Annotated in this window: 26 protein-coding genes, 1 other RNA gene, 1 pseudogene and 1 other annotated feature; of the genes and pseudogenes, 4 read left to right on the forward strand and 24 right to left on the reverse strand. The window is 47.5% G+C overall.

Features of this window, described 5'->3' with window-relative positions; all coding sequences use genetic code 11:
• Positions 1–107: 107 nt before the first annotated feature.
• The 7 genes from M3M37_RS04345 to M3M37_RS04375 all read right to left on the reverse strand — a co-directional run bounded on the left by M3M37_RS04345 (position 108) and on the right by M3M37_RS04375 (position 4,427).
• On the reverse strand, positions 108–353 hold the full coding sequence (locus M3M37_RS04345) for a YaaL family protein (protein ID WP_252794401.1): 246 nt from the start codon (positions 351–353) through the stop codon (positions 108–110).
• A gap of 7 nt (positions 354–360) precedes the next feature.
• On the reverse strand, positions 361–960 hold the full coding sequence (gene recR, locus M3M37_RS04350) for a recombination mediator RecR (protein ID WP_252794403.1): 600 nt from the start codon (positions 958–960) through the stop codon (positions 361–363).
• A gap of 19 nt (positions 961–979) precedes the next feature.
• Positions 980–1,300: a YbaB/EbfC family nucleoid-associated protein gene (locus tag M3M37_RS04355; protein ID WP_420842961.1), complete on the reverse strand. Its 321-nt coding sequence runs from the start codon at positions 1,298–1,300 to the stop codon at positions 980–982.
• 25 nt (positions 1,301–1,325) lie between these two features.
• A complete protein-coding gene (gene dnaX, locus M3M37_RS04360) occupies positions 1,326–3,059 on the reverse strand; it encodes a DNA polymerase III subunit gamma/tau (protein WP_252794404.1) in 1,734 nt (577 codons plus the stop codon).
• Positions 3,060–3,206: 147 nt separating this feature from the next.
• Positions 3,207–3,305: signal recognition particle sRNA small type (gene ffs / locus M3M37_RS04365), an RNA gene on the reverse strand.
• Between the two features lie 28 nt (positions 3,306–3,333).
• Positions 3,334–3,822 carry a tRNA adenosine(34) deaminase TadA gene (tadA, locus tag M3M37_RS04370; protein ID WP_252794406.1) on the reverse strand — a complete coding sequence of 163 codons (489 nt, stop codon included), beginning with the start codon at positions 3,820–3,822 and terminating at the stop codon, positions 3,334–3,336.
• Entirely contained in the window at positions 3,819–4,427 is a 609-nt protein-coding gene (locus M3M37_RS04375; protein ID WP_252794408.1) for a class I SAM-dependent methyltransferase, read from the reverse strand. Before M3M37_RS04375 ends, tadA begins: the two co-directional genes overlap by 4 nt.
• A 166-nt stretch (positions 4,428–4,593) precedes the next feature.
• Here M3M37_RS04375 and nrdH point away from each other — a divergent pair, with 166 nt between their 5' ends.
• The 3 genes and pseudogenes from nrdH to nrdF form a co-directional block, all read left to right on the forward strand.
• A complete protein-coding gene (gene nrdH / locus M3M37_RS04380) occupies positions 4,594–4,839 on the forward strand; it encodes a glutaredoxin-like protein NrdH (protein WP_252794410.1) in 246 nt (81 codons plus the stop codon).
• Between the two features lie 39 nt (positions 4,840–4,878).
• Complete coding sequence (gene nrdE / locus M3M37_RS04385; protein WP_252794412.1) at positions 4,879–7,047, forward strand: class 1b ribonucleoside-diphosphate reductase subunit alpha; 2,169 nt, start codon at positions 4,879–4,881, stop codon at positions 7,045–7,047.
• A gap of 14 nt (positions 7,048–7,061) precedes the next feature.
• Positions 7,062–8,039: pseudogene (nrdF, locus tag M3M37_RS04390) on the forward strand (class 1b ribonucleoside-diphosphate reductase subunit beta); the annotation flags it as partial.
• A gap of 449 nt (positions 8,040–8,488) precedes the next feature.
• Here nrdF and M3M37_RS04395 read toward each other — a convergent pair.
• Genes M3M37_RS04395 through M3M37_RS04405 form a run of 3 tightly spaced genes read right to left on the reverse strand, consistent with a single transcriptional unit; the run spans position 8,489 to position 11,754 of the window.
• Positions 8,489–9,412: an L-lactate dehydrogenase gene (locus M3M37_RS04395; protein ID WP_252794413.1), complete on the reverse strand. Its 924-nt coding sequence runs from the start codon at positions 9,410–9,412 to the stop codon at positions 8,489–8,491.
• A gap of 55 nt (positions 9,413–9,467) precedes the next feature.
• Complete coding sequence (gene mmuM, locus M3M37_RS04400) at positions 9,468–10,382, reverse strand: homocysteine S-methyltransferase (protein ID WP_252794415.1); 915 nt, start codon at positions 10,380–10,382, stop codon at positions 9,468–9,470.
• On the reverse strand, positions 10,369–11,754 hold the full coding sequence (locus M3M37_RS04405; RefSeq protein ID WP_252794417.1) for an amino acid permease: 1,386 nt from the start codon (positions 11,752–11,754) through the stop codon (positions 10,369–10,371). Before M3M37_RS04405 ends, mmuM begins: the two co-directional genes overlap by 14 nt.
• A 560-nt stretch (positions 11,755–12,314) precedes the next feature.
• On the opposite strand from M3M37_RS04405, the gene solA reads away from it, so the two are divergent.
• A complete protein-coding gene (gene solA / locus M3M37_RS04410) occupies positions 12,315–13,439 on the forward strand; it encodes an N-methyl-L-tryptophan oxidase (RefSeq protein ID WP_252794418.1) in 1,125 nt (374 codons plus the stop codon).
• A 40-nt stretch (positions 13,440–13,479) separates the two neighbouring features.
• Here the strand turns inward: solA and mprF are convergent, their stop codons facing one another.
• From mprF to gltX, 14 genes are all read right to left on the reverse strand, one after another.
• Entirely contained in the window at positions 13,480–16,026 is a 2,547-nt protein-coding gene (gene mprF / locus M3M37_RS04415) for a bifunctional lysylphosphatidylglycerol flippase/synthetase MprF (protein WP_252794419.1), read from the reverse strand.
• Between the two features lie 106 nt (positions 16,027–16,132).
• A complete protein-coding gene (gene rplL / locus M3M37_RS04420; protein ID WP_252794420.1) occupies positions 16,133–16,498 on the reverse strand; it encodes a 50S ribosomal protein L7/L12 in 366 nt (121 codons plus the stop codon).
• 31 nt (positions 16,499–16,529) lie between these two features.
• Positions 16,530–17,042: a 50S ribosomal protein L10 gene (gene rplJ, locus M3M37_RS04425; RefSeq protein ID WP_252794422.1), complete on the reverse strand. Its 513-nt coding sequence runs from the start codon at positions 17,040–17,042 to the stop codon at positions 16,530–16,532.
• Between the two features lie 24 nt (positions 17,043–17,066).
• Positions 17,067–17,186, reverse strand: a sequence feature (ribosomal protein L10 leader region).
• Between the two features lie 60 nt (positions 17,187–17,246).
• Positions 17,247–17,939 (reverse strand): 50S ribosomal protein L1, encoded by a 693-nt coding sequence (gene rplA / locus M3M37_RS04430; RefSeq protein WP_252766244.1) that lies wholly within the window; start codon positions 17,937–17,939, stop codon positions 17,247–17,249.
• A gap of 102 nt (positions 17,940–18,041) precedes the next feature.
• Positions 18,042–18,467, reverse strand: coding sequence for a 50S ribosomal protein L11 (gene rplK, locus M3M37_RS04435; protein ID WP_252766245.1), 426 nt, complete (start codon positions 18,465–18,467; stop codon positions 18,042–18,044).
• Between the two features lie 116 nt (positions 18,468–18,583).
• On the reverse strand, positions 18,584–19,138 hold the full coding sequence (gene nusG / locus M3M37_RS04440; protein WP_252794424.1) for a transcription termination/antitermination protein NusG: 555 nt from the start codon (positions 19,136–19,138) through the stop codon (positions 18,584–18,586).
• A gap of 138 nt (positions 19,139–19,276) precedes the next feature.
• Positions 19,277–19,456 (reverse strand): preprotein translocase subunit SecE, encoded by a 180-nt coding sequence (secE, locus tag M3M37_RS04445; RefSeq protein ID WP_252794426.1) that lies wholly within the window; start codon positions 19,454–19,456, stop codon positions 19,277–19,279.
• 13 nt (positions 19,457–19,469) lie between these two features.
• The gene (rpmG, locus tag M3M37_RS04450; protein ID WP_252794428.1) at positions 19,470–19,616 is read right to left on the reverse strand and encodes a 50S ribosomal protein L33; all 147 of its coding nucleotides are present in this window, start codon (positions 19,614–19,616) and stop codon (positions 19,470–19,472) included.
• 51 nt (positions 19,617–19,667) lie between these two features.
• Positions 19,668–20,243 (reverse strand): sigma-70 family RNA polymerase sigma factor, encoded by a 576-nt coding sequence (locus M3M37_RS04455; RefSeq protein WP_252794430.1) that lies wholly within the window; start codon positions 20,241–20,243, stop codon positions 19,668–19,670.
• Positions 20,244–20,406: 163 nt separating this feature from the next.
• On the reverse strand, positions 20,407–20,934 hold the full coding sequence (locus M3M37_RS04460; RefSeq protein WP_252794432.1) for a YacP-like NYN domain-containing protein: 528 nt from the start codon (positions 20,932–20,934) through the stop codon (positions 20,407–20,409).
• 28 nt (positions 20,935–20,962) lie between these two features.
• Positions 20,963–21,724 (reverse strand): 23S rRNA (guanosine(2251)-2'-O)-methyltransferase RlmB, encoded by a 762-nt coding sequence (gene rlmB / locus M3M37_RS04465; protein WP_252794434.1) that lies wholly within the window; start codon positions 21,722–21,724, stop codon positions 20,963–20,965.
• Positions 21,714–22,139, reverse strand: coding sequence for a Mini-ribonuclease 3 (locus M3M37_RS04470; RefSeq protein ID WP_252794436.1), 426 nt, complete (start codon positions 22,137–22,139; stop codon positions 21,714–21,716). The genes rlmB and M3M37_RS04470 overlap by 11 nt, the downstream gene beginning before the upstream one ends.
• Before the next feature lie 8 nt (positions 22,140–22,147).
• A complete protein-coding gene (gene cysS / locus M3M37_RS04475) occupies positions 22,148–23,557 on the reverse strand; it encodes a cysteine--tRNA ligase (protein WP_252794437.1) in 1,410 nt (469 codons plus the stop codon).
• Positions 23,558–23,668: 111 nt separating this feature from the next.
• Positions 23,669–25,162, reverse strand: a complete 1,494-nt coding sequence (gltX, locus tag M3M37_RS04480; protein ID WP_252794439.1) for a glutamate--tRNA ligase — start codon at positions 25,160–25,162, stop codon at positions 23,669–23,671.
• Positions 25,163–25,172: the final 10 nt, after the last annotated feature.

A 25,172-nucleotide genomic window follows, 5' to 3' on the forward strand; every position in this document is an offset into this window, starting at 1 on the left:
AATCATTATTAGTTTAGTTGATAGTATACACCATATAGCATCCGTTGTAAGCCCTTTTTAATCCATTAATTAAAAAAGAGGTCCCTACTCCAAAGTAGTTTCCCCTTTTACGAATCGTACACGCTTGACTGAATGTGATCGTTTTTAATCTTCCGGAGTCGGGCTTGGCGGTACATAAATTCAAATTTTTGCTTGGCTAATTCGGTTTGGGCCTTCACCTGCGGATCAACATCCGCCACGGCTGCTTCTGTTTGTTGGGCCTGGTCCCAATCCTGTTTTAACAGGTTCAACGACTGGAGTAGCTCTTCATCGTACTCCTTTTCGAAGTTCTTGGGCTTAAAAAAGTTAAACATCCTAACCTCACATTTCCGTTCGTCCTTCCACCGCCCGAAACAGGGTCATTTCATCGGCGTACTCAATGTCACTTCCCACGGCCAGTCCCCGGGCTAAGCGGGTCACCTTTAATCCGGCCGGTTTTAACAAGCGCGCCAAGTACATCGCCGTGGCGTCCCCTTCCGGCGTGGCGTTTGTAGCAATAATCACTTCTTTGATGGTCTCGTTTTGTTGCAACCGTTTAATTAAAGAGCTGATGTTAATGTCATCAGGACCCTTGCCCTCCATTGGCGACAGTACTCCGTGTAACACGTGGTACAGCCCGTGGTAATCCTTCATCTTTTCCATGGTGGCAATGTCTTTGGGTTGCTCTACCACCAACACTTGGGATTGATCACGCAGAGGATCACTGCAGATTTCACACGGATCGGTTTCCGTGATATTACCGCACACGGAACAGAAGGTTAATTTTTCCTTCGTATCATTTAAAGCTTGGGCAAACTGCTGCACCTCATCCTTGGGCATATCAATCGTATAAAATGCCAACCGGGTGGCCGTTTTTTCCCCGATTCCAGGCAGGTGCATGAAACCATCAATGAGCTTAGCCACTGGTTCTGGATACTGCATGCTGATTTCCTCTTTACTATTAAAGTCCGGGGATGTTCATTCCCTGGGTGAATTGTCCCATCTTGTTCTTCGTGGTTTCGTCAATTTGTTCCAATGCGTCGTTCACGGCTGCAATCGTCAAATCAGAAATCATGTCCGGATCATCGGGATCCAATGCTTCTTTTTTAATTTGTAAATCCTTCATCTTCCGGTCCCCGGTAAAAGTAGCAACCACTAAGTCATCGGGAGCTTTACCCGTGAATTCTTGTTGGTCAATTTCTGCTTGTTGGGCACTCATCTTGCGTTGCATGTCTTGTGCTTGCTTCATTAACTTACCCATGTTCATTCCGTTCATTGCCATTGTAATTTCTCCTTTAAATTATAAATTAATCATCTTCAACGTTCACTAACTCATCGCCAAAGAGTTCTTTGGCGCGACGGACGTTCTTTGGTTCTTCCGTCGTTGGTTCAGATTGTTCCGCTGGTTGCTCAGCTGTTTCTGATTGCGCTCCACGCGGATGCTGCTGTAGGTACTCCTGCCGGAGCGTCGGCCATTCTTCTTTCGGCACAAAAAAGACTTTAGGAACCTGACCCAGCAACTGTTCTAAGCCTTGCTCAAGCGCTGTCATTAGTTGTTCATCACTTCCGGCTTTTTGGTATAAAAAGCCGTAGTCAAAGGCAATCACGACGCCCGCATCACTGGCCGCTACCGGTCGGGCCACGTGTAATACGGCCCGCTGGGTAACGCTCAGTAACTGTAACAACGCGCCCCAGTTGCTACGATATTGTTCCAAGGCCGGCTTAGTCGCCGCATCCAAGATGCCAAAGATGCCATTTACATCGGGCTTAGGAGCCTTGGGACTATTCGGAACCGCCCGTTTAACAGATGACGCTTGCTCCGATGCTGGCGTCGCAGGGGCTGGCTGTTGCTGTAACGTCTGCAGTTGCTGTTGTAACTGGGCCACTCGCTCTTCTAGCTGCTGGTATCCGGCAGGAGGCGCAGCTTCTGCCGGAGGTGCCGGCGTCGTTGGTTGCGCTTCTGCATCCGCCAACCGAACGGTTAAAATGTCCAGATAGAGGTCCGGATGATAGGTAAACCGCAGCTGTTGTTGCACCTCGTTCATAATCTCTACGAACTGGTAGATTTTGCGCCGGTCGACTTCCTGCGCAATCTTTTGGAAGTTATCGCCCAGCAGGCCTAACTCGTCAGCCGTTACCAGGGCTTCATTTTGTTGGTACAGCAACAAGTTTTGGCAGTAATCCACCAGGTCTTCAATAAACTGACTGGCGTCTTTGCCATCCGCTAAAGTGGCTTCTACGACCTGGAGTCCACTGCTCACGTCCCCCGCTAGTACAGCTTCAAAGTAGCGCTGGAGCTCATCACGGGCAACGCTCCCCGTCACTTGGAGGGCACTGTCATAAGTCAACTGCTCCGGATCATACGAAAGAGCTTGATCCAGAATACTCAAGGCATCCCGCATTCCCCCTTCGGCGCTCTTAGCAATGATTTTCACCGCGCGGTCATCGAATTGAACCTTTTTACTCTCCAAAATCTTTGTGAGCTGTTCCTCGATGTCCGTCGCACTAATGCGTTTGAAATCAAAGCGCTGCAACCGGGACAGGATGGTTGCCGGAATCTTATGGGGTTCCGTCGTGGCCAGGATAAAGATCACGTGGGTCGGCGGTTCCTCCAGGGTTTTTAACAACGCGTTAAAGGCTCCGGTCGACAACATGTGCACTTCGTCAATGATGTAAACCTTATACGTTGCCTCCGTGGGGGCATACTTGGCCTTATCACGGATGTTACGAATCTCTTCGACCCCGTTATTAGAGGCCGCGTCAATTTCAATCACATCGTTTAAAGCACCCTGATTGATGGCGACGCAGGTTTCACACTCGTTACACGGCTCTCCGTCTTTTAAATGCTGACAGTTAACCGCCTTAGCCAAAATCTTCGCAGTTGAAGTTTTCCCCGTTCCACGGGGTCCACTAAACAGATAAGCGTGACTAATCTGATCGGTTATCAAAGCGTTTTTTAACGTCTTCGTAATGACCCGTTGCCCCACGATTTCATCAAAGCGTTGGGGCCGCCAGACCCGGTATAAAGCTTGATAACTCATGTCACCCTTCCTTTCTTCTGGAACGCCACCTGCTAACATTATAGCGAGAATGCCGCCGAATTACCACGATTCTAATTGATGCATTCGCATCCGTTTTTACCATAATTATTGTAAAAAAAATCTCCTAGCCAAATTGGCTAGGAGTTTATTTGCTAACAACAAGAAGCACAGGACAAAAAATACTTAGTGCTGCTTCCTTCCGGACCTGACACGGTTCGTAAGTCTGCCCTTGCTTCAAGGCCTTACGGCAGTTACTATCATAACTTAACCCCGGCTACTTGTCCAGCCCTTGCTTTCGTTTTTTCCGGCGCTGGCGTTTGTCGCGAAAAAAAGCCTGCATCACGGCCCCAGCTTCCACAGCCCGGCAGCCGGTCACTAGTTCCACTTGGTGATTTTGGCGTTCGTCCGTCAGAGCTTGGTACAAACTTTCCCCCGCCCCGGCTTTCGGATTAGCTGCCCCGTAAACCACCCGGTCAACCCGGGCGTTCACAATTGCTCCGGCGCACATCAGGCAGGGTTCAATCGTGACGTACAAAGTACAGCCGGTTAGCCGCCAACTTTGCACCGCTAGACAAGCCTCCTCAATCGCAATCAGTTCCGCGTGCTGGGTGGCTAACTTCGTATGTTCGCGCAGGTTATGGCCGGTTCCAATGACTTGGTGGTCCTTGACAATCACGGCTCCAATGGGAATTTCGCCGATTTGGGCCGCAAAGCGCGCTTCCGCCAGTGCCTGGCCCATGTAGCGTTCGTCCTCCGTCATCATGAGTGCTGCACGCTCGCTAAGACGTAGTAACCCTTATCGCGTTTGATGACTTCCGCGTTCCCAAAGGTTGCCTGCATCAAGCGCTTGGCTGACGGTGCCCCTTGTTTCTTTTGTAACACCACCAACAGTCGGCCGTTGGGACGCAAATGAGTGGCAGCCCCGGTAATCATGGCGTCCACCACGTCTTTGCCAGCCCGAACCGGGGGATTCGTGACCACGGCGGCAAATTGCTGCTCGCCTACCCCCGCATACACGTCTGAAGTCGCAACGGTAACGTTGCTAATCCCGTTGACCGCGGCGTTGCGTTCTGCGAGCGCCAGCGCTCGTTGGTTCACATCCACTAACTCAAACTGACGGTCTGGATATTCTTTAGCTAAAAACAACCCAATCGGACCGTAACCACAACCTAAGTCTAAGATTGGACCGGCAGGTAGATCAGTAAGGTTCACGTTCTCAATCAAAACCCGGGAGCCGTAGTCCACGGTTCGTTTAGAAAACACTCCGTTGTCTGAAATGAAATGGAGGGTCTGCCCCTCGATTGTAAAATCCCATTCTTTTTCGTCGTGAATCACATCCGGATTCGGTGTATAATAAAAGTCGCTCACAAAAATCACATCCCTTAATTTAATTAATCATGCTAAAATTTTGTTTCACATACCACATGTAGTGTGTTTCTCAATCGAGTGACACAACATGTGGTGTTTTTTTGGTTGAAAGAATCCATTTTCGTAGTAGAATCAGAATATAGTCAAACGAAAGAAGGAGTCCATTATGAACCAGATTACCGTTTACACTAAAAACAACTGCATCCAATGCAAAATGACCAAGCGTTTTTTAACCGAACACAACGTGGATTTTACTGAAAAGAACACCAGTGAAAACCCAGCCTTAATTCCCTACTTAAAGGAGCAAGGTTTTCAAGCCGTTCCCGTGGTGGAATCAGAAGTATTAGAGGCTTTTGGTGGTTTTCGGCCCGACCAACTGAAACGCTTAGTTGAACAATTAGCAACTGTATAAACCACCACTTTCATTATACACATTAAGGGGAATCAGTATATGTCGCTCAAAGACCACACGGATGCCAGTTACTTTCGCTTAAACAACGAAATTAACATTCCGACCAAGGACGGCCGTATCCGGCTCGATAAAGATCAAGAGGCGCTCGAAGCTTTCTTAGCAGAAAACGTCGCACCTAACCTCATGCAATTTAACTCGTTACAAGAACGCTTTGACTACCTAATCGACCACGATTACGTAGAAGAAGCGTTTTTAAAACAATATTCTTTGACGTTCATTGAAAAACTTTACGACTACTTAAACAGTCAGGATTTCCACTTCCATTCCTTTATGGCTGCTTACAAGTTTTACGCTCAGTATGCTTTAAAGACGGATGACGGTAATCAATACCTCGAACGTTACATCGATCGGACGGCAATGAACGCCCTCTACCTGGCGAACGGCGATCAGGAACTGGCTCTCGCTTTAGCAGACGAATTAATTCATCAACGCTTCCAACCAGCTACCCCGACCTTCTTAAACGCCGGGAAAAAGCGCCGGGGCGAATTCGTCTCCTGTTTTTTAATCCAATCCACTGATGACATGAACAGCATTGGTCGGACGATTAACTCGGCTCTCCAGCTCTCCAAAATTGGGGGCGGGGTCGGCATTAACCTCAACAACCTGCGGGCCGCTGGCGATCCCATCAAACACATCCAGGGAGCCGCTAGTGGTGTGATGCCGGTCATGAAACTGTTGGAAGATAGCTTTAGCTACTCGAACCAACTAGGTCAACGACAAGGAGCCGGAGTCGTGTACCTGAGCGTCTTTCACCCAGACATCATCGACTTTCTGGCCGTGAAAAAGGAAAACGCGGACGAAAAAATTCGGGTTAATACCCTGTCTTTAGGGGTGACCGTCCCCGATAAGTTCTACGAACTGGCTGCCGAAAACAAGGACATGGCCCTATTTAGCCCCTACGACGTCGAACAAGAATACGGCGTGCCGTTCTCCTACGTGGACATCACTAAGGAATACGACAACCTGGTCAATAATGACAACATTAAAAAGAAGTACATTAAGGCGCGGGACCTGGAAACTGAGATTGGTAAGTTGCAACAAGAATCTGGTTATCCCTACATCATTAACATTGACACGGCTAACCGCGAGAACCCCATCGACGGCAAAATCATCATGAGTAACCTGTGTTCTGAAATCATGCAGGTCCAAACGCCGTCCATCATTAACGACGAACAACAGTACGAAAAACTCGGAACCGACGTCTCCTGTAACTTGGGTTCCACAAACGTTGTGAACCTGATGCAGTCCCCGGACTTTGGTAAATCAATTGAAGCCATGGTCCGGGCCCTCACATTTGTGACGGACATCAGTAACATCAACACCGTGCCCTCGATTCGCCACGGTAATGACCTCAGCCACTCGATTGGGCTGGGAGCGATGGGCTTACATTCCTACTTTGCCCTCCACCACATGTACTACGGTTCCCCCGAATCAATCGAGTTTACCAGCATCTACTTCATGCTCTTAAACTACTGGAGTTTAGTCGCTTCTAACCGGTTAGCTCGCGAACGAGGCAAAACCTTCCACAACTTTGAGAAGAGTAAGTATGCTGACGGCAGTTACTTTGATAAGTACACCCAACAAGATTGGGGACCCACTTCTGACCGGGTTAAAGAATTATTTAAGGATACTTTTATTCCGAGTCCAGCAGACTGGGAAGAACTGAAACTGGCCGTAATGCGGGATGGCTTGTACCACCAAAACCGCTTGGCCGTCGCCCCCAACGGATCGACGTCCTACATTGGGGATGCCACCGCTAGTTTGGCGCCCATCGTGAGCCGAATTGAGGAACGGCAGGAAGCGAAGATTGGAACCATCTTCTATCCCGCTCCCTACCTGTCTAACGACACCATCAAGTACTACGAATCGGCCTACGACGTTGACATGCGCAAGGAAATCGACATTTACGCGGCAGCTCAACAACACGTTGACCAAAGCCTTAGTATGACCATGTTCATGCGGTCCACGATTCCGGAAGGCATGTACGAGTGGAAAACCGGACGGGACGAAAAAATGTCGACCCGGGATCTCACGATTCTGCGGAACTACGCCCACCACAAGGGAATTAAGTCGATTTACTACGTCCGGACGTTTACCGATAACAACGATACCATCGGGGCCAACGAGTGTGAAAGCTGTGTAATTTAGGAGGGGAAAAGTTCATGGATTTAAACAAAGTACTAACCGGAAAATGGGACGGTAATTACGACGCCATCAACTGGAACGAGGTTTCCGACGAGATTGATAAGGCGACCTGGCACAAACTAACGGAACAGTTCTGGCTCGATACGCGGGTGCCGGTGTCAAACGACTTAAAGGATTGGCGCGAATTAGACGACGACCACAAGTGGTTGGTCGGGCACGTCTTTGGGGGCTTAACCCTTTTAGATACGCTCCAATCCCAAGACGGAATGGCGGCCCTACGCCTTAACGCCAAGACCCAGCATGAAATTGCGGTGTTAAATAACATCCAGTTCATGGAATCGGTCCACGCCAAGAGTTACTCCACCATTTTCTCAACCCTGAATACCCCGAAGGAAATTACCGAGATCTTTGCATGGAGTGACTCAGAAGAGTTCCTGCAAAACAAGACGAAACGCATCTATACCCTCTACCACGACGATGAAAGTCCCTTGAAAAAGAAGATTTCCAGCGTCTTCTTGGAAACCTTCCTCTTTTACTCCGGTTTCTTTACGCCGCTCTGGTACCTAGGTCACAACCAGTTAACCAACGTGGCTGAAATCATCAAATTGATTATCCGGGACGAATCGGTGCACGGAACTTACATTGGTTACAAATTCCAAACCGAGTTCAACCAGCTTTCAGACAACGAGCAACAAGAACTCAAGGACTGGATGTACAGCTTCCTGTATGACCTCTATGAAAACGAAGAGAAGTATACCCACCTCTTGTACGATGAAGTCGGCTGGACGGACAAGGTCTTAACCTTCATCCGTTACAACGCCAACAAGGCGCTCATGAACCTCGGTCAGGATCCGATGTTCCCTGATACTGCCGAAGACGTGAACCCCGTGGTTATGAACGGAATCTCCACTTCGACCGTGAACCATGACTTCTTCTCCGAAGTTGGAAACGGTTATCGACTGGGAAACGTCGAAGCCATGAGCGACAACGATTACAAGCCTAATTTAACAAAGAACAAAAAATTTATAAAAAAAGCATTAGAAGAAAATTTAAATACCGTTGATGATATTAAAACAGGCCTTTGGAGTGATATAAGTTTCTCAATTGAACTCAAAAAAATAAACGTTACTGAATTTAACCATCTTAAATTTTCGGTAGGTCAACCAAATGGGGGATCTGCTGAAGAAGTCTATTACACTTTTTATAATTTATTTAATGATATAGACCCCAAATCTAGCGAAATAATTAAAAATAGAATACAAGATGTCATTAACCCTGAAAATTTAAACAATACAGAAGCACTTGTTTTTATTCAAAAAATGGGTGAAAAATACTATTTATTCGCTAGTTTTAGTAAAAGTTAAATTACATTTTCGTATATTCATTATATTTTATAGATAAACAAAAAGCTGTCACCCAATTGGATGACAGCTTTTTTTGTGCACTAATTTTTATACTTTTCGTAGTTTTCCTTGATGAAATCCGCCGAATTTTGGAGCTTTTCCAGTTCTTCATCCGTCAATTGCAACGGCACGTCAGCAACCACACCGTCACGCCCGACAATCACTGGATGAGACAGGTAGACGTCGTATTCGGAACGATAGTTCGACACTGGCAAGACGGTTTTGGCGTCTGACAAGACCACGTTTGCTAATCGAACGGCCGCCGTCGCTACTCCATAGTTGGTGTAACCTTTCCCCTTGAAGACCGCGTAACCACCGTGCCGAGCTTCGTTATCCAAGGCAGCCAAATCAAGTCCCTTAGTTTCTGCCAGTTCCGTCAGCGGTTGGTCTAAAGCGCGCACCGTTGACCAAGCGGTAAACTGGGAGTTTCCGTGTTCACCCAGGTTATAACCCGTCACGGACCGCGAATCGATGCCAAGCTTTTCGGCAACCGCGCGCTTCATCCGAGCGGAATCCAATAAGGTTCCCGTTCCAATCACGTGTTTCTTTGGTAAGCCCGTGATTTGTTGGTACAACTGGGTAATCACGTCCACCGGATTGGTAATCGCAATGATGATACCGTTAAAGCCGGAATCCCGAATCCGCGGGGCCACTTCTTTGACCTGCTCACTGTTATAAGCTAATTCGGAGAACCGATCTTCGTTGGCTCCGTCGTTTAAGCGAATGTTTCCCAGAGCGGAAATAATGACGTCCGCATCCTTTAAAGCCGCATAGTCGTTCACCGTAATGTTGGTGTGAAACGGCAAGTTGGGCATGGCTTCGCGAAAATCAATCGCATCCGCCGTAACCTTGGCCTCGTTCTTATCGATTAGGACCAGATCATCCGCAAACCCGTTGGCCACGATGTAGTGGGCTACCGTAGAACCAACGTGTCCCATCCCAATTACTCCAATTTTTCGTGTCATAAAAATCCCTCCCGTTCGTTGTTGCATATTTTAACACAAAGTTAAGTTTTTACCATTATTTTTTTAATAATTTTGCAATTTGTTCGATCTCCGCTGGCGTAGTCCGGCAACAACCGCCAATAATGTTCGCACCCGCAGCCAACCAATCCGGCACTACGTCGGCAAAGGTCTGGGGGTGTTCGACCGGAGTCCAGGTTTTGGTTTCTGGATCATAAATATCACCCGGATTGGGATAAACAACCAACGGCTTCTGCGTGACTTGCCTCATTAATTTCAACGCTGGCAAAACGTTCTCAAAAGGCATGCAGTTGATTCCAATCCCACTGACCGCCTGTGAATGATCCAGCCACTCTGTAACCACGTCTAACGGCGTTCCATCACTAAGATGATAAGGATCCTTGATACTTAAACTAATCCAAGTCGGGACTAAATGAGGTTGCTGCGCCAGAATCGTAGTTAAGGCCTGGACCTCCGCAAAGTTGGGAATCGTATCAACCGACAGTAAATCTACCCCAGCGTCCACCAACGTTTGAATCTTTTCCGTGTGAAAGGCTTCGTATTCAGCAGGACTTAACTGGTAGTCTCCCGTGTATTCGGAACCATCCGCTAGATAAGCCCCATACGGTCCCACGCAGCCGGCCACGAGACCCTCCGGTTTGACGTCATCGCGCGCTTGTTGAGCTAATTGAACCCCCCGGCGAATCAAGTCCAGCGCTGCTTCTTTTTCAATGCCGACTTTTGCAAAGGCGGTCACATTAGCTTGATACGTATCAGTGATGGCAATCTCTGCCCCTGCCCGGAAGTAACTGGCATGGACGTCATAGATCGCATCCGGATCCGTCAGCAGTGCGTTGGCAGACCATAACGCATCGTTGGTTTTAACTCCGCGTTTTTCCAGTTCCGTTCCCATTGCGCCGTCTAGCACAACAGGCGTTTCTAAGCTAGCTGTAATTGGATTAGTTTGTGGCATGTTGTTTCCTCCTCTTTTGAAACCATTCCTTTAGTTCATAACCACCATAACAGATTAGGACGAAGGGAAGCGTAACTTCTAAAGCAATCCGTTGGTTCGGATCAAACCAAATCAGGATGCATGATAAAAAGCATAGTACAAAGGCCAGCCAGGGTAACCAGGGATAACCCGGGGTCCGAAAGGCTAACTGCTGCGCCTCCTGCTTTGACAATTGCGCCCGAAACCGAATTTCTGACAACGCAATTGCCATCCAGACAAAGACCACTGCGAGCCCCGAAATGGAAACCAACACCAGGTAGACCGTTCCGGCAGCGTACACGGCCGACAATAAGGCGAGAATCCCTCCCACCATGCTGGTTAACAAAGCGTAGATGGGAATCTCTCGTTTGGTGGTTCGCTGAAAGATGGGAGAAATCACTCCTTGATTGGCCAGCGACCACAGCATCCGTGTCGAGGCGTACAACCCGGAATTGGCCGCCGAAATAATGGCGGTTAATACCACGAAGTTCATCAAATTGCCGGCCCATGGTAAACCAATGGCCGAGAGAATGGTGACAAATGGGCTCTCGGTCACGCCCGCTTGTTGGTACGGCAGCAAGGCACTCATGACCACCATACTGCCGACAAAGAAGATCACCAGTCGTCCCAACGTGGTTCTGATTGCCTTGGGAATCGAGCGTTCCGGATGCTGGGCTTCGCCAGCGGTAATCCCAATGAGCTCGGTCCCTGAAAAGGCAAAGTTAACGGTCAACATAGTGGTAAAGACGCCCTCAAATCCGTTCGGGAACCAACCATTCTTGGTAAAGTTGGTCAGCCCAATGAAATGGCGAACACCGTGGTACGGTAGCAATCCCAAGATGGCGCCACTGCCCAACAGGATAAACGCTACAATTGCAATCACCTTGATGCTGGCTAGCCAAAACTCGGTAGCAGCAAACCATTTCACCGAAAAAGCGTTCATTAAGAAGATGACGACGATCAATAAGCTACTCCAGATCCAGACTGGGACCCCTGGAAACCAGTGCCACATAATCAGGCCAGCCGCCGTAAATTCCGATCCCAGCGCAATGGTCCAGGTTAGCCAGTATAAAATGGCCACCACAAAGCCCGCACTTTTGCCCAAGTAACGTTGGGCATAGACGTGAAAGGAGCCCGTCTCTGGCATGGCCACCGCTAATTCACCCAGGCACAGCATGACTAGGTACACAATCACTGCTCCTAATAAATACGCTAAAATGGTCCCCAGTGGTCCCGCTTCGTGAATCGTATAGCCCGAACTTAGAAACAGTCCGGTTCCAATCACCCCACCTAAAGAAATCATCAGAATCTGTCCTGAAGAAATCTCGCGAGCTAAATGTTGTTTGCGTTGCACGTTATCCCTACTTTCTCAATTACCAAATAAAAAACACCCGTCCTCAAAAAAGGACGAGTGTACTCGCGGTGCCACCTTCATTTCTCCCCTTCTCACAAAGCGGAGCTCGGTCAGTTACAGCTGGTCAGTATAACTGAGTCTTGATATCGGTAACTACCCCGCGTCGGGCTCATGATTCACCCCACGACCAGTTTGCCAGTCCATCTTCAGTCAGTTAGTTTCATCCCTTTGCACCACCCAGGGACTCGCTGAGAAACGCTCCGACTTACTCAACTGCAGCGGTTTAAATATTTTTATCAGTGTAGCGCGCTTTTGTAAGAGCGTCAACTTGATGATGGCACAAAAAAACGATTATTGGCTAACAATCATGGCATAATTTAGTCTAGCATTCGTTGATTAATGATAAAAACAATTATAAATTGAATTAACGATCGTCAATCCTCATGTTGCCGAACTTTCAGTCCCATTATTTATAAACTTAGATTAATTAGTATTTGACAAGCGTCACTTTTTCCGAAATAATCAGCACTAACTAAATTAAAGTAAAAAAGGAGATTTTTATGCGTAAGATTTACGACTTAGCCATCATCGGGACCGGGTCGGTAGGTGCCGCCGCTGGTTATTACGCTAGCCAAGCGGGGCTCAACGTCCTCGAACTCGATGCCCACGTTCCCCCGCACGACTCCGGATCTCATCACGGCCAAACCCGTTTGATTCGGCATGCCTACGGAGAAGGTCATCAGTACGTGCCCTTGGTATTAGCCGCCCAACAACTTTGGGACGAACTGGGCACCCAGTCACACCAATCCATCTTTCACCAAACCGGGATTCTGAGCGTTGCGCAACCCACTTCGGCGTTTCTGACAGAACTCGAAGCCAGCGCCCGGGAATTTCAAATTCCCCTGGAATCACTCACAAACACTGAAATTCACCAGCGGTATCCCAACTGGAACTTTGCCGCAGAATACCGGGGACTATTTGAACCCACCGGTGGTTACTTGGAATCAGAAACCGCCATTACCGCTTATCTGGATCTGGCTCGCAAGAATGACGTCCAACAGGAATTCAACCAACCGGTGCACCAACTGCGGCAGTTAGCCAACGGTGATTTAGCAATTACGACGCCCCAGCAAACCTATCAGGCCCATCAGGTAGCGGTCACCACGGGAACCTGGGTCAAAGAATTACTCCCCGATTTACCAATTCAATCAGTCCGCAAGGTCTTTAACTGGTTTAAGACCACGGATGAGCGCTTAACCGAAGCTGCGGGCTTTCCAGGCTTTACCGTCGAGTTAACCAATGGCGATACTTACTATGGCTTCCCGGGTATCGAAGGAACGATTAAAATCGGCCGCCACAACGGGGGCCAACCAATTGACCATCCCGATGAGCGAACTCCCTTTGGAAGCTATGAACAGGATTACCATGAAATTGACCCGTTATTGGACCACCATCTGACAGGCACTGCCGGCCTAGATCACGGTGGTGCTTGTAGCTATGATTTAACGCTCGACCAGGACTTCATCATTGACTACCTGCCGGACAATCGCAACGTCCAAATCGTAACCGGATTAAGTGGCCACGGCTTTAAGTTTGCCAGCGTGTTGGGCCAGATTATTGCTAACCGAGCAGCGGAAAAATCGACTAACTTTGATCTCACTCCCTTTCAACTCAATCGTTTCTAACCAAAAAAGCGTTTGGCAACTGCCAAGCGCTTTTTCTTGTTTATTGTTGTTTTGGTCGTTCGTTCACAACCGCTAATAACTGGAGCATCGTGAAGACCAGTGAGTTATTCTTCCGGTACACAAAGTACTTAGATTCCCACTTATCCACGTATTTTTGCTTGTACGAACGCAATCCCTGGAAACTATAGAACGAGTCCCCATATTCGTAAATCAAGTGGGCAATCTTTTCGTTAATGAAACTAAAACGGGAATTCCCCACGTTGGCTAACGGAGCCATCCCCAAGTTAAAACATTGATAACCCTCGTCCTTTGAGTACTGGAACAGGTTAATGAAAATCCCATCCATCACTCCTGATGGTGCTTTAGAACTAGACCGCATCAAGTCAATCGACGTCATCTTATGATCTCCCGTCGGCATGATGTTGGCAAAGGCCACGATTTGTTGGTCTTCATTTCGAAAGACCGCAATTGGAGCCTGGTTCAGATAGTACGGATCGAAAAATCCGAGTGAGAAGCCCTTTTCTTCGCGACCGTGGAGCCACTCGTCAGAAATTTCTTTCAACTCGCTCAGCAATTTATCACTGAACGGTGGTTGCAAAATCTCAAAATGGTACCCATCTCGTTCAAACTTGTGCATTAAAGCCCGTTCTCCTCGGTGTCGTTTTCCCACCAGGGTAAATTGGTTCAGATCAACCTGACCTTCTTCACCGGCCTTAATAAAGTCAAAGCCTTTATCGTGCAGCATCATCGTCAACGATTCACTGACTTCGTAGAAGACGAGGGTTAGATCCGCGTTATCCACATCAATCATGAACTGATCAATCGCTGCTTCTAGTTTCTCCTGATTTCCAAAAGGTTCCCCCATGATAATCAGCTTATTCGCTTTTTGTTTATACATAAAGGCGATTTGATCTTCGCCGTCTTCTGTATAGAAGTACACCTTTTTATCCCGCAGGAAAACCAAGTGACTAACTTCATTCCCACTGTACTGATTAATCAACTTTTTAATCCGTTCACCATCAAACGGAAGATCGTACCATGCTAGGTTCGCGTAGGTTAAATAGCGATACAGACCATAGAGAATGCAGATGGCGATTATAAACCCAATCAGCCCAATTACCCAAGTTTGCTGGGACGGCAAGAGATAGGCATTGGTCAACTGTAAGTGGCGGTGATTGCCTAACACAAAACCGACAAGGACGTAGAGACCAAACGTGGCAATGAATAAGCCAGCGTCAGTAATTAGCGCTCCCCACGAGTAGGTCAGTCGTTCCCGATAGAGCCCCTTCCGGGCCAACCACAGACAAATCAGGATAAAAATCAGAAAGATGGCCAGTGGGAGTGGAAAATCTTCTTTCCACAGGGTATTCGCAATTGCAAAGACCAGTAGAATTACCGTAGGCCAGAACGCCTTTTGCACCCGGGCTCCGACTCCGCGTGCCAGTCCGATTAACAGACAGCCGACAATCACATTTGATAATTGCCCCAAGAAGTACAGACTAAAAGGTGCCAGCGAAAAGTACAATGGGTTGACCAGCACCACGTTCGGCACCGTAGCCAACAGAATCATCATAATCCCAGAGAAGTACATGAAACAGGTCACAATGATCTGGGACGACCGTTGTACAATGTTCGCTGGAATATCATCTAAGAAGCGGTTAAACCGCTTCAATAATTCCTGAGCAAAGAGCACGACCCCAATTCCAAACGGAATAAAGTAGTAAAAGACCCGGTACAACAGCACCCACACGGTTGCGGTGGTTGGTGAAACTCCCATAAATCCTAATCCGGTAATCATCGTTAAATCAAAGGTTCCCAGTCCCCCAGGCAGCATTGAGATGACCCCAATGACGTTCGCTGCAATGAACAACGGAAAGACACTAACAAAGTCGATGTGGAGGTTCATGAACATCCCAATGATGATGAAGAACAGGCCACAACTGCCCCATTCTAAACAGGAACCGATAATTAACTTAATTTCCCGTTTAATCGTCAAATCAGCGAAAAATTCCGAGTTGTTGAAGCGGGTAAACAGGAAAATCACCGGGAAGTAAATTCCTCCTCCTAGCAAAAATGGCCAGTAACGATGATCTTGCTGACCTACACCAAACCCGTAAATCATCACTAACGACACAATACAATAAGTGGATAAGCCGGCTAGTAAGAACAGCGCAATCTTAGAAATTGCATAGAGCACCTGTTTCTTGGTCGCGTTCTTACTGTAAAAACTCGCCCGTAAACTGGCCCCTAAAAAGCCTCCAAAGCCGGCAATGTTGGTAAAACTATTAGTAATCCAGCCACTCTTAATGATGTAACCGGGTTTAAACTTTCCTGGCAAAAACTCAACAATTGTAAAATCGTAGGTCAACATCGGTGTGACTGCCAAAAGACCGAGTACGGTTAAAATCAGCAAATGCAGCGGTGACTGGGAAGCCAAGCTGGCCTGCATCTGTCGCCCGTTAATTTCTTGCAGAATGTTATGCCCTTCGTAGATAACAAAGACAATCATTACAATTAAAAACAGTGCTTTCAGCACGTTTAGATAACGGTTAAACCAATCCGATACTCGTTTAATAAAATTTTTCACAGGTTTCCTCCAAAATTCTGGTCGCCTCGTGGTTTAATCATGCAAAAATCCTCCTAGTAAAAAAGGATGTGTGAAAAACACACATCCTTGTTTAAGAAGACTATGACTACTTAAGGGTAACAGTAGCACCTTGAGCTTCAAGTTTTTCTTTAATATCGTTAGCTTCGTCTTCTGAAAGACCTTCCTTAACGATTGATGGAGCGTCATCAACCATTGCCTTAGATTCTTTCAAACCAAGACCAGTGATGTTTTTGATTTCCTTAATAACTTTAATCTTACCAGCACCACCAGAAGTTAATTCAACGTCAAACGTTGACTTAGCACCAGCGTCACCACCAGCAGCACCGGCAGCAGCAACCGGAGCAGCAGCTGAAACATCAAATTCTTCTTCGATTGCTTTTACCAAATCGTTTAAATCAGTAATAGAAGCATCTTTTAATTGTGAAATAATTGCATCTTTATCAAAAGCCATTTTTATTCCTCCTCATAGGACAGTAATTTTATTATGCGGCGTCATCGTCGTCTGATTTGCTTTCAGCCACAGCCTTTACAGCGTAGGCAACGTTACGGATTGGTGCTTGTAACATACTTGCAAGAGTAGCAAGCAGTTCTTCACGGCTCGGTAACGTAGCAAATTCGTTAATCTTATCAAGGGAAGCAACTTCACCTTCGATAATTCCACCTTTAATTTCTAAGGCGTCGTGATCTTCAGCGAACTTCTTCAAGATTTTAGCAGGAGCAATTGGATCTTCCTGAGAAAAGGCAACTGCACTAGGACCATTGAAGACTTCCTTCAGGTCAGTGTGACCACTTTCATCAGCAGCCCGTTCCAGAATCTTGTTCTTGATTACCATTAACTTCACACCGTTATCACGTAATTCTTTCCGTAATTCAGTGTCTTGAGCAACAGATAATCCCCGTGAGTTAACCACGATTGCTGAAACAGATTCTTTAAAATCATCAGCAACTTCCGTTACCTTTTTTGCTTTTGCTTCAATAACTTCTTTTTTTGGCATAATTTCACCTCCCGATTTAAATTGGGACCTAATATAAAATCCCTATGCTAGCCAAAACATAAGGAAAAGTCGTTAAACTCCTCGGCAGGCGGTGATTAAGACCATAATGGTCACCTGAGTCTTAGGCGATTCATATTCAATTAACAATTTATCATAATTATGATTAGTCGTCAATCTGGGATTTTTTAATTTTCAATCGTTGACCTAGAATGATTCAGGGGAAACCTTCACACCTGGACCAAATGTAGATGAAACGGAGATGTTTTGGATGTACGTACCCTTCACTGAAGAAGGACGGTTCTTAACCAAAATATCTTCAACGGTCTTAAAGTTTTCAACTAACTTATCAGCGTCAAATGATGCCTTCCCAATCGCAACGGCAATGTTTCCGTCCCGGTCAGTCCGGTAGGTAACTTGACCAGCCTTAGCGTCTTTAACGGCCTTTTCAACGTCCATCGTAACCGTTCCCGTCTTAGGGTTTGGCATTAAGCCCTTTGGTCCTAAGACCCGACCTAAACGACCCACTTGAGCCATCATGTCAGGAGTGGAAATAGCAACGTCAAAGTCTAACCAACCGTCCATAATCCGTTGGGCTAAGTCATCTTCACCAACGACGTCAGCACCAGCAGCTTCTGCTTCCTTAGCTTTGTCACCCTTGGCGAACACAACGACTGTTTGATCTTTACCAGTTCCGTTAGGAAGCACTACGGCACCACGTAACTGTTGATCTGCTTGTTTCGTGTCCACGTTTAACTTGATAACTGCTTCGATGGAGTCATCAAAGTTAGCAGTGTCTAATTTTTGTACGAGCTTGACTGCTTCGTCGACTGGGTAAGCTTTACTCTTGTCGATTTGTTCAACAGCTGCTCTGTATTTTTTCCCTCTTGTACGAGCCATGTAATTTCCTCCTTGCAAATGTGGTGATGACGGAAAGAATATCCTCCCACGCTCACACGCCGTCTTTTGACGGCGTAGCGACTAACAACGTAGTCCTAAAGATTAACCTTCAACGGTGAATCCCATACTGCGTGCAGTACCTTCGATCATACGCATTGCTGCTTCAACGTCAGCGGCGTTTAGATCTTGCATTTTGGTTTCGGCAATTTCCTTCACTTGGTCTTTAGTAACACTAGCGACCTTCTTTGTGTTGGGTTCACCAGAACCAGATTCCACGCCAGCAGCTTTCTTTAAGAGCACTGCGGCTGGTGGAGTTTTGGTAACGAATTCAAACGTGTGATCTTCGTATACCGTGATTACAACTGGAATCAACATTCCTGCTTGATCAGCAGTCCGAGCGTTGAAATCCTTTGTAAATTCCATGATGTTTACCCCAGCTTGACCCAATGCAGGTCCAACTGGAGGAGCAGGTGTTGCTTTACCCGCTGCAATTTGTAACTTGACGATATCAGCTACTTTTTTAGCCACGAGACATACCTCCTTAAGTCCGTGTGTGGTCACTGAAGAACAATTCTTCTCCCACGTTGATTATGCATAAATACACTAGATTAGTCTAACACACCGACTAATGATTAACAAGTTCATTATTCTAACGTGAGCGGTTTAACCTGGTTAAAATCTAGTTCGGTAGCCGTTTCGCGTCCAAACATGTCGATGTTAACCTTGAGCTTGCCTTTTTCGTTGTCAATGCTGGTAATCTTACCAGACAAGCCCTTGAAGGCTCCATCCACGATGGTTACCGTATCGCCAACTTCACTGTCTAATGGTTTGACGGATTCTTTAACCCCGAGACTTGCCATTACCCGTTCCACCTCTTCTGGTAAGAGCGGGTTTGGTTTGGATCCCTGACCGTGAGAACCAATAAATCCAGTCACTCCGGGAGTATTTCGAACTACGTACCAAGCTCGGTCAGTCATGACCATTTGGACCAATACGTAACCGGGAAAAGTCTTATCCATCACCACTTTTTCCTGGCCGTTTTTCACTTCGTGGGTTTCAGTTTCAGGAACCACAACATCAAAAATGTAATCCTGCATGCCCATAGAATCCCGCCGTGACTCCAGGTTTTCCTTAACTTTGTTTTCATAACCAGAGTACGTGTGTAAAACGTACCATTGTTTTTCTGCTGATTCTACCATCGCAATCTCTCCTTTATATCTAACTTTTTCGACTATCTTGCTAATTTTATGCAGCTGAGCGGAGGTAAAATAAAAAAACCTCGCGCCCACGAAGTTTTTCAATACTAACTATACCAAAAATACACCGGTAAAACCAGCCTAGCCTGCGTTTAATAACAACGCTTCTAATGCCCAGTCAATTAAACCTAAGAAGACGGTAAAGAACAGGGTTGTTCCAATCACCGTCGTCGTATCAATCCTGGTTTGCCGAGCATTGGGCCACGTAATCAGCTTAAGTTCGCCAATCACGCTCTTTAAAAAGTTCCAAAATCGTTTCATCGTTCTTCTTCTCCTAGCGTGTTGCGCGATGCAAAGTGCTTTTCCCACAGTGCTTGCAGTATTTGTGAAGGGCTAAGCGGTGGGACTGCTTTGAAACGGAAATATGATAATTCCGTGCACCACACACAGAGCACGCTAACGCCATTTTTGTTTGGACCATCAACGTCTCCCTCCTAACATGACTATACTCTAGCATCAAACCAGCCGGGCGTCAATCCTGGGACCGACGGTACTTGCGTTTGCACCGTAGCAACGCGTTTTGAACCTGTTGTTCTTCCACGCACAGCCGCTGGGCAATTTGGGGAACCGTTTGTTGGCGCAACGTCGCTAATAACACCTGCCACTCAAAGCGCGAACAAGCCGCCCCGACTGCTTGGAACCGTTCCGTCAGTTCACAACAAAATAATGGGTCAGGAGCAGCGTAATCCTGGATCGTTTCGGCATAGTACTCGGGACTGGCGCTAAACGATGCCTGTAAGCGTTCGGGAATTCGTTTTTGGGCGTTTTTTTTGCGCAGTAAATCAAACATGTGATTACGTAAATTGGTCTTATAAAAAGCACCAAAGGGAACCCGTTTTCCCAGGTCATAGTGGTGTAGCGTCTTAATGAAGACCAGGGCGGCTTCCTGGCTCCAGTCGGTTAACTCCATATCGTTTAAAAAGTAGTCCCGCCATAATTTTAGGTGAACCGGGGCAAACTGCTGAAATAAAGTGACAAACTGGTCCTCGTTTTCTTGAGCTGCTTGTACCGTTGCATTATCGAACTTGTAAATTAGTTTTGTTCCCATTCCTATCGCACTCCTTGTGGTTAGTTGCTCTTAAATTACAGAAGCACGACTAAGCCCACAAGCGAACGTTTGTTTCAAGTCCCCGTTATTCGCCTAGCCCAATGGTCAGCTAGTGAAAAGCCACTAACTAATTAGTGAAAAATAAATCAGGACCAGTGATTACTCACTGATCCTGATCTAAACGCTGATATAAATCCCGTAACTTTTGGGCTTCTGTTTCGTTAAAGTTGATCCGGTTCCCCAACGGACGCTGGTGATAGGTCTTCGTGACCTGTTTAATCTCCACCTTGGCCCGTTTCACCGACCGCAAAAGTTCTGGCGCGGGGATTCGTAACGCCCCCGCGCTAAAAATGGTCCACTGTTCGGCGTGGTCACTCGTGGCCACTTCAACCTGCGTGAACAGCGACTGTTCCTTCGTGGCCAGCGCCTCGATGTACGAATCGGCCGTTTCGTTCTTACTGGTCCAAACGACATCAATGTTTTTAACCTGCACAGTGCGGGCGTTGCCCGGCACGTACATCGCATCAAAGACCACGATGACCTTTTTACCACTGTACTTTTGGTATTCTGAAAGGTCCCAGAGCAATTGATCACGCGCCTCTGGCAGTTGATCCTTTAGTTTCAGTTGATTTAAGTGAGGCCAGCTTCCAATCACATTGTAACCGTCCACAATCAACAGTTCTTTTTTCATGTTTTCACTTCCTCGCCCGGCATTCCAGTTACAGAGGATGGCGAGAGTTAAAGCCCTGATACATCAAAAGGCCCGCAGCCACTGCCGCGTTCAGGCTTTGAATGTCACCAATCATCGGGATGGTTAGTAATTCGTCCATCTTTTGTTTCACCAAGGGCGAAATTCCCTTACCTTCGCTTCCAATTACGAGGGTCACGGCCCCCTGGGCATTCCAACGCCGGTAATCAGTTCCCTGCATGTCGGTTCCAAAGATCCAAACGCCGCGTTCCTTCAGCTCCCGAATCGTATTAACCAAGTTAGTAACTCGTGCGACAGGCACCCGTTCCATGGCCCCGGCCGCCGTTTTAGCCACCGTGGCGGTTAAGCCGACCGAGCGGTGTTTGGGGATGATCACCCCATGCACTCCGGCAGCATCCGCCGTCCGCAGGATCGATCCCAGGTTATGCGGATCAGCCACGTTGTCTAACATCACAAAGAACGGCGCTTCGTCTCGTTCCTGGGCACGGTTAAACAAATCATCAATGGTGGCGTATTTAAACGGAGCGACCGCTAAAATTACTCCCTGGTGATTCTGTCGGTCAGACATTAGGTCGAGCTTGGCCTTCGGGACATTGGCAATTACTAAGTGCCGGCCCTTGGCTAACTGTAAAATGGCTTGAATCGTCCGATCCTCTTTACTAATTCCGGTTTGTAAAAATACTTTATTAATTTCCTGATCGCGGTTGCGTAATGCCGCTACAACCGGATGCCGACCGATAATAAAATCGGTCTCTGTTTGTTTATTTGGCATACCGTACCCTTCCTGCTTCGACCTGTTCAATGCACCACTGGGCTAACTTTTGGAGCCGTTCAGCTTGCCCACTCAAAGACAAGAAGCCAAAGAGGGCTTCAAAACCGGTGGACACCCGGTACGTAATCACGCTGGTATTTTTGGCATGGGTGTAACTCTTCGCATTGCGCCCCCGTTTGTAAAAATACCACTCTTCGTCCGTGAGCAGGTCGTCTTCTTCCATTAAAGCAATCAAACCGGCCTGCGCCTTAGCGGAAACATAACGGGTCGCCTTGTGCTGCAGTTGGTTGGGGCGGGTTAACCCCTGGTCAATCAGGTGTCGTCTGATAAAAACTTCATACACGGCGTCGCCCAGGTATGCTAACGCAATCCCATTTAACTGGCGAAAGGCTAAATTTTGTTCTGCATCGTCCATTCCTACTGTTATTCCCTTCTAAAGCGGGTTCCCTGCGGGGTGTCTTCCAACACAATTCCCTGATCTTTGAGTTCGTCTCTGATTTCGTCACTGCGGGCAAAGTCCTTGTCAACCCGCGCTTGTTCCCGTTCGGCAATCAGTCTTTCCACCTGCTCGTCGTTGAGTTCTTCGGTGGTGAGTTCAATCCCAAAGATGACCGCGAGCTGTGCCAACCGACTGCTAATCGTCTTCAACGTCTCCGCAAAGACCACCGGTCGTTCACTGTAAATGTTACCCAACTTAGCCAGTTCGTAAACACTGGCAATGCCATTTTGAACGTTAAAGTCGTCATTCATGGCGTCCTGAAAGTCCGCTTGAACCTGCCGAACCTCTTGTTCAAGTTTAAAATCACTACCGGATTCGGCATCTTTCAAACGATAATTGAGGTTTTGATAAGCGGTCTGCAATTTCTTCAGGTTAGCCTGAGCTTCGTCTAAGCCGGATTGGCTAAAGCGAATCGGGCGTCGGTACTGGGTAGTGGCCATCAAAAGCCGGATTACTTGAGGATCAACCCGCTTGATCAGTTCGTGAACCGTCACAAAGTTCCCCTTGGACTTGCTCATCTTTTCGTCGTCATCCCCGACTGTAACAAAGCCATTGTGGAGCCAGTACTTCACAAATAATTGATCGGTTTTGGCTTCACTCTGGGCCCGTTCGTTTTCGTGATGCGGGAACTCAAGGTCAATGCCACCTCCGTGAATGTCAATCGTGTCACCCAGGTACTTGGTGGCCATCACCGAGCATTCGATGTGCCAACCAGGCCGACCCGCACCCCACGGTGAATCCCAGGAGATTTCGTCTGGTTTTGCCGCTTTCCAGAGCGCGAAGTCAATCGGGTCTTCTTTTTTGGCTAATTCTGCCGCGGAAATGTGCTCACTGGCGCCACTTTCCAGCGTATCAATGTCTTCGTGCCCTAGCTCTCCGTAGCTTGGGAATTTGCGGGCCCGGTAGTACACGTCACCCTCAACGGCGTATGCGTAGCCCTTCTCAATCAAATCCTGCACAAAGGCAATGATTTTCGGGATATTTTCCGTGGCCCGAGGGTTAACGGTCGCCGGTTTAACGTTCAAAGCGTTCGTATCTTCGTAATAAGCTTGGATGTACCGGTCAGCGAGTTCTGGAACCGTGGTTTCCTCTGCTCGAGCCGCCGTGATTAGCTTATCATCGACATCCGTAAAGTTAGAAACGTAGGTCACATCGTAACCCAGGTATTCCAAATAACGACGAATCGTGTCAAAGGCCACCACGCTGCGGGCGTTGCCGATATGAATGTAGTTATAGACGGTCGGTCCACAGACGTACATCTTCACCTTACCAGGTTCTAAAGGCGTAAAGGTTTCTAACTGGTTATCCAGTGAATTGTAAACTTGTAATTTCATCGTGGCAGACCCCTTTTTCAAATTATTTATGCCTTATCATACCATAATCAGCAGGTTAGCTGATAAAACAAAAGGCCTAGTATGTACTAGACCAATTGACAGAAAAATATTTTAGTTTGCCTCGATTTGTTGTAACGTTTGGTGCACGTGTTGCAAGGCCGTTTCACGTCCAATCAATTCGATTGATTCGGGCAATTCGGGACCTTCCATTTCGTGGGTTACGGCAATCCGGATGGGCATCCAGAGCTTGCGACCCTTAATCCCCGTTTCCTTTTGAACTTCCTTAATGGTCCGTAAGATGGCCACCTTATCAAAGATTGGAAGTTCCTGAATCTTTTGTGCGAACGTTTGTAACACAACCGGAGCGGTGTCGTTTTGCAATTCGGCTAGGGCATCTCCCGTCACCTGTTCTGGTTCAGTAAAGAAGACCGCTGCCATTTCGTTGATTTGGGCCATGTAGCTCATTTGGCGCCGGTAGACGTCAATTAACTTGCGGGCCCATTCAATCGTCTTGGCATCCGGATTTTCCGGTAAGTTGCCGGCCTTAATCAGTTGTTGTAAGGCGAGGTCCACGACTACGTCTTCGTCGCCGTCCTTGACGTACCGGTTGTTAATCCATTCTAACTTCTTGTTATCGAAGGTAGCGGGTGACTTACTCAAGCGTTTTTCATCGTACATCTTGATGAACTGTTTTTCGGAATAAATTTCGTCTTCCCCGACTGGTGACCAACCGAGCAGCACGATGAAGTTAAACATCGCATCCGGTAGGTACCCCAAGTTCCGATACTGTTCAATAAATTGCAGCACGGTTTCGTCCCGTTTACTCAATTTCTTGCCGGTATCAGCACTGATAATCAGGCTCATGTGACCGAACTTCGGTGGTTCCCATCCAAAGGCTTCGTAAATCATCAATTGCTTGGGCGTGTTGGCCACGTGGTCGTCACCCCGGAAGATGTGACTGATTTTCATGTTGTGGTCATCGGCTACCACCGCAAAGTTGTAGGTCGGCATTCCATCCCGCTTCACGATGACGAAGTCGCCCCCGATGGTATCAGAGTCAAAGGAAACGTGACCCTTCACGATGTCGTCCCATTCATAAGTCTTGTGCTTTGGCACCTTAAACCGAATCACTGGCTTTAAGCCTTTGGCTTCGGCGGCTTCCATTGCTGCTTGCCGTTCTTCAGCGGTCATGCCAGCGTATTCGTATTCGTAGTGCGGCATCACCCCGCGCGCCCGTTGTTCTTCCCGTTCTGCTTCAAGTTCTTCCTCCGTCTTGTAGGAGTAGTAGGCCTTGCCTTCGTCGAGTAGTTGTTGAATCAACGGATCGTAAGTGTCCTTCCGTTCTGATTGCCGATACGGACCGTAGTCCCCGCCAACGTCTGGACCTTCATCCCAGTCCAAACCGAGCCACTTCAAGTTATTTAACTGGCTCACTTCTCCATCTTGCACGTTCCGTTTCGTATCCGTATCTTCAATTCGGATGATGAACTTACCCTTGTAGTGCCGGGCAAATAAATAGTTAAAAATTGCCGTTCGTGCGTTTCCGATGTGCAGATGCCCCGTGGGACTAGGTGCATACCGAACGCGAATCTGATCGTTTGCCAATTGCATTCTC

The organism is Fructilactobacillus carniphilus (assembly GCF_024029675.1).
Classification (GTDB): Bacteria; Bacillota; Bacilli; order Lactobacillales; family Lactobacillaceae; genus Fructilactobacillus; species Fructilactobacillus carniphilus.

What these genes read in the sequence shown, in the direction of transcription:
- M3M37_RS04345 (WP_252794401.1), bottom strand. Translation starts at nt 353, where the DNA reads ATGTTTAACTTTTTTAAGCCCAAGAACTTCGAAAAGGAGTACGATGAA.
- recR (WP_252794403.1), bottom strand. Translation starts at nt 960, where the DNA reads ATGCAGTATCCAGAACCAGTGGCTAAGCTCATTGATGGTTTCATGCAC.
- M3M37_RS04355 (WP_420842961.1), bottom strand. Translation starts at nt 1,300, where the DNA reads ATGGCAATGAACGGAATGAACATGGGTAAGTTAATGAAGCAAGCACAA.
- dnaX (WP_252794404.1), bottom strand. Translation starts at nt 3,059, where the DNA reads ATGAGTTATCAAGCTTTATACCGGGTCTGGCGGCCCCAACGCTTTGAT.
- tadA (WP_252794406.1), bottom strand. Translation starts at nt 3,822, where the DNA reads ATGATGACGGAGGACGAACGCTACATGGGCCAGGCACTGGCGGAAGCG.
- nrdH (WP_252794410.1), top strand. Translation starts at nt 4,594, where the DNA reads ATGAACCAGATTACCGTTTACACTAAAAACAACTGCATCCAATGCAAA.
- nrdE (WP_252794412.1), top strand. Translation starts at nt 4,879, where the DNA reads ATGTCGCTCAAAGACCACACGGATGCCAGTTACTTTCGCTTAAACAAC.
- M3M37_RS04395 (WP_252794413.1), bottom strand. Translation starts at nt 9,412, where the DNA reads ATGACACGAAAAATTGGAGTAATTGGGATGGGACACGTTGGTTCTACG.
- mmuM (WP_252794415.1), bottom strand. Translation starts at nt 10,382, where the DNA reads ATGCCACAAACTAATCCAATTACAGCTAGCTTAGAAACGCCTGTTGTG.
- solA (WP_252794418.1), top strand. Translation starts at nt 12,315, where the DNA reads ATGCGTAAGATTTACGACTTAGCCATCATCGGGACCGGGTCGGTAGGT.
- rplL (WP_252794420.1), bottom strand. Translation starts at nt 16,498, where the DNA reads ATGGCTTTTGATAAAGATGCAATTATTTCACAATTAAAAGATGCTTCT.
- rplJ (WP_252794422.1), bottom strand. Translation starts at nt 17,042, where the DNA reads ATGCCAAAAAAAGAAGTTATTGAAGCAAAAGCAAAAAAGGTAACGGAA.
- rplA (WP_252766244.1), bottom strand. Translation starts at nt 17,939, where the DNA reads ATGGCTCGTACAAGAGGGAAAAAATACAGAGCAGCTGTTGAACAAATC.
- nusG (WP_252794424.1), bottom strand. Translation starts at nt 19,138, where the DNA reads ATGGTAGAATCAGCAGAAAAACAATGGTACGTTTTACACACGTACTCT.
- secE (WP_252794426.1), bottom strand. Translation starts at nt 19,456, where the DNA reads ATGAAACGATTTTGGAACTTTTTAAAGAGCGTGATTGGCGAACTTAAG.
- rpmG (WP_252794428.1), bottom strand. Translation starts at nt 19,616, where the DNA reads ATGGTCCAAACAAAAATGGCGTTAGCGTGCTCTGTGTGTGGTGCACGG.
- M3M37_RS04455 (WP_252794430.1), bottom strand. Translation starts at nt 20,243, where the DNA reads ATGGGAACAAAACTAATTTACAAGTTCGATAATGCAACGGTACAAGCA.
- M3M37_RS04460 (WP_252794432.1), bottom strand. Translation starts at nt 20,934, where the DNA reads ATGAAAAAAGAACTGTTGATTGTGGACGGTTACAATGTGATTGGAAGC.
- rlmB (WP_252794434.1), bottom strand. Translation starts at nt 21,724, where the DNA reads ATGCCAAATAAACAAACAGAGACCGATTTTATTATCGGTCGGCATCCG.
- M3M37_RS04470 (WP_252794436.1), bottom strand. Translation starts at nt 22,139, where the DNA reads ATGGACGATGCAGAACAAAATTTAGCCTTTCGCCAGTTAAATGGGATT.
- cysS (WP_252794437.1), bottom strand. Translation starts at nt 23,557, where the DNA reads ATGAAATTACAAGTTTACAATTCACTGGATAACCAGTTAGAAACCTTT.